Origin of the sequence: Okeania sp. SIO2F4, assembly GCF_010672385.1 — a bacterium.
Taxonomy (GTDB): domain Bacteria; phylum Cyanobacteriota; class Cyanobacteriia; order Cyanobacteriales; family Microcoleaceae; genus Trichodesmium.
Genome location: NZ_JAAHGT010001011.1, coordinates 1 through 3,410, shown reverse-complemented (window position 1 = coordinate 3,410; position 3,410 = coordinate 1). Strand labels below are relative to the sequence as shown.

2 protein-coding genes are annotated in these 3,410 nt (G+C 33.8%); one reads left to right on the top strand and one right to left on the bottom strand.

Annotation, left to right across the window (positions count from 1 at the left end):
• Positions 1 to 990: 990 nt before the first annotated feature.
• Complete coding sequence (locus F6K22_RS36405; protein ID WP_293109535.1) at positions 991 to 1,827, bottom strand: pentapeptide repeat-containing protein; 837 nt, start codon at positions 1,825 to 1,827, stop codon at positions 991 to 993.
• Between the two features lie 179 nt (positions 1,828 to 2,006).
• Between F6K22_RS36405 and F6K22_RS36400 the strand changes: the two genes are divergently transcribed.
• Positions 2,007 to 2,588, top strand: coding sequence for a phycobiliprotein lyase (locus F6K22_RS36400; protein WP_293109534.1), 582 nt, complete (start codon positions 2,007 to 2,009; stop codon positions 2,586 to 2,588).
• Positions 2,589 to 3,410 lie beyond the last annotated feature (822 nt).

Here is a 3,410-nt window from a genome sequence, read left to right as displayed (position 1 = left end):
ATTTTAGATAAACTGGCCAAGGTAGCGATCGCCGGACTTCACTTTAACTATTGCGCAACAGTTTTTAGATTTTAGATAAACTGGCCAAGGTAGCGATCGCCGGACTTCACTTTAACTATTGCGCAACAGTAGACTATTTCTCCATGAAGTTGCACTTAATAAAACCTCTCAGTAAAATTCAGGTCTGGGTAAGAATTATGAAGTGCATTATTACAGAGAAATTGTATAGTCTCACTTTTATTGATAATTAATTCAATTATTGCGCAATAGTTTTTAGATTTTAGATAAACTGGCCAAGGTGGCGATCGCCATACTTCAATTTAATTGATAATTACAGCGCTTTCCGTTGCCCGTGAGGTACACCTGTCGCGGGCAAGATGCCGGCACTACGAGACTTTCACCATTTGCCCTGTACATCATTTAACCGAAATATGTTGTAATTTAACTATTGCGCAACAGTTTTTAGATTTTAGATAAACTGGTAAAGGTAGCGATCGCCATACTTCATTTTAACTATTGCGTTACAGTTTTTAGATTTTAGATAAACTGGTAAAGGTGACGATCGTCTAATTATAGTGGTGTCGCTGAGTGGTAATGATTTTTAGATTAAGTATCAACGCTAAACATAAGTTTTTCAATTTTACCTTCAGCTACTTACCATTACATTTCAGCAACCCCACAATTCATATCTTGATTACGGTTCGCCCAAATATCTTAATTCATAGTTTGATTCATAAATACCGTGTTTCCTAGTTTTTGATTTATCAATCTATATCCTAACTTCTCTAGCTGCTACTATAAGTTTAAATATTCTTCAAACTATCCAAGCTAAATTAACTACAGGACTTTAGTCTTCAAACCCTCTACTATTTAAAAATCGGCGTTGGTAAATTAGGGTATGATTTGTATTTTTTGGTAATTTCTAAACTATTGAATAACAAATATTTGAGATTGTTCAATTTTTATTTTCATACCTTGATTGACAAACGCCTAAAAATCATTCAAGTAAGATAACAAACTACTCTCTGTATTAGTCCGACTAAAAGAATTCCAAGTGCTCAAATCTTTGCCTGGATATCCACATAACATAGCTCTGGCATCATCACTCAATCCTTGGACTAAAGTAAAATCTACTCCAGCAATACTAATAATATTATCTAAACTAGCCCCTGTTAAATCAGCAGCTCGTAAATCTGCTCCATCCAACTCTACGGCATTAAGTCGAGCATCACGCAAGTTAGCACCTATTAAAAAAGCTCCCTTCATATTTGCCCCGCTCAAAGCTGCACCTTGCAAATTCGCACCTGTCAAGTCTGTACCACTCAGATAAGAACCCCGCAAATTAGCACCGCGCAAGTCAGCTCCTCTGAGGTAAGCTGTATTTAAGAAAGCTCCACTTAAATTAGCTCCAGGTCCAACTGCTCCCGATCCTTTGTAAGCAAATCCTTCAGGCCAAACAGTACGCCCATCATAGTATGCTACTTGTAGTTTAGCACCTTCTAAGTTAGCATTGGCAAAATTAACATTTTGTAGTTCAGCTCTATTCAAATAAGTATTAGTTAAATCTGCTCCACTCAAGTTTGCACCCTGAAGGTTAACTCCTCGTAAATCAGCACCTTTGAGATTTGCTCCACTCAAATTTGCTTCACTCAAATTTGCTCCGATCAGAATAGTATTATTTAACTTGGCTTGTTGTAAATTGCTTTGACTCAGATTAATTTGATATAGTTCAATTTCACTAATATCTATACCTTGTAAATTACTACCAATAAGATTTTCGTTTTGCTGATAAGCTTGAATAATTTCTGTAGCTGATTGAAACTGCATTTTGTTTGAGGATGGCTTACTATTTACAATGGATTGCATATATAGATTCGTTAATTATCTATTCAAAAGTCTCCATTTGATTTATCCTATAATTTTATGACTCTCAACTAGATTTTTGTTGATTTTTCTTAACTAAAAATCTGGTGGATATTAATAAAACTTTAGAGGTGAAAATAAAGATGCAATTCACTACGCCAATGACAATGATGGATTTTTTTATCAAAAGTGAAGGAACATGGTTTTCTCAACGTACTGTTCATCATTTTGATTTTGCTCAAGATGAGTCTGGTAAATCTAATTTAATCGTCAAAGTTTTACTAAAAGATGACCCGAAAGTTATCGAAGTTTGTGAACAGCAAAAAGTAAATCCAGCTTTAGCAACAGGTGGTGCAAGTTTTAATTGGCAAGATAATTTAGATAATGATGAACCTAATCCAAATTATGCTGCTATTTTAGTTGATATTCCTGATTCTGAAACAGGTAGAACTGGAAAATTTTTGCGTAATCGTGGTTATGTTGAAGGTATTCCTGTAGTGGGTAGATATCATTTTGCCACTGATGGAGTCTTAACAATTGACACAGAATATGAAAGAAATCAAGGACAGGAACGTTGTTGGTTTTTGACAGATGATTTTCGTGTACGAGTTAGTACAGTGCGGATGATGAATGGTGTTAATTTGATGGCTTATTCTTCGGAACGTCGTTGTTTAACTCGTAAACAATTAGAAGAAATGATTCAAAAAAATGCTGTTGTAAGTTGAGGAAATAAGGAAGAGTTCATTAATGGATAATGGATAATGAATAATGGATAATGGATAATTACCTCTGGTTAAAACCGCTCGGGAATTGAATATAAGGAAATATTATTTCTTCTCTTGGTCAATTGGATATGGCGAGGTTTCTTTGCCATCCCTCAACCGCTTTTTTCCCCTTGAAAGGGGAAGCAGAGTAATTCGGTAAGAAGGAAGAAGGAAGAAGGAAAGAATAAAAATAATTATAGAAACAGCTAGGAGGAATTTGATTTAAGCTCTTGAGATACATAAACTGCTTCAAAAATTAATAATTAATAATTAATAATTAATAATTTACCTCTCCTTGAAAACGGATAGGATTGACTAATAATGAAAAATTTTTTCTTTTTTCCTCTTAAAAGGGGAGGCGCATACCCACAATTTATCGGTAATCTTATTTGGCAGTATTGTTGGAGATAATTGCTTTTAATCATTTATCTGTTTTGGATACCAAACCCATACCTAGTAGATTCTCTCAAATTAAATTCTATTGTCAATCTTCTTCAAATATCTGTTTTGGATACCAAACCCATACCTAGTAGATTCTCTCAAATTAAATTCTATTGTCAATCTTCTTCAAATTTTATGACTACTAAATTTTTCCCAACTTCAGGAAATAAGAAAGAGGAAAGAAGTAAAGCGGAAAAATCATTAATTATAGAAATAGCTAGGAGGAATTTGATTTAAGCTCTTGAGATACATAAACTGCTTCAAAAATTAATAATTAATAATTAATAATTAATAATTTACCTCTCCTTGAAAACGGATAGGATTGACTAATAATGAAAAATT

What these genes read in the sequence shown, in the direction of transcription:
- F6K22_RS36405 (WP_293109535.1), bottom strand. Translation starts at nt 1,827, where the DNA reads ATGCAGTTTCAATCAGCTACAGAAATTATTCAAGCTTATCAGCAAAAC.
- F6K22_RS36400 (WP_293109534.1), top strand. Translation starts at nt 2,007, where the DNA reads ATGCAATTCACTACGCCAATGACAATGATGGATTTTTTTATCAAAAGT.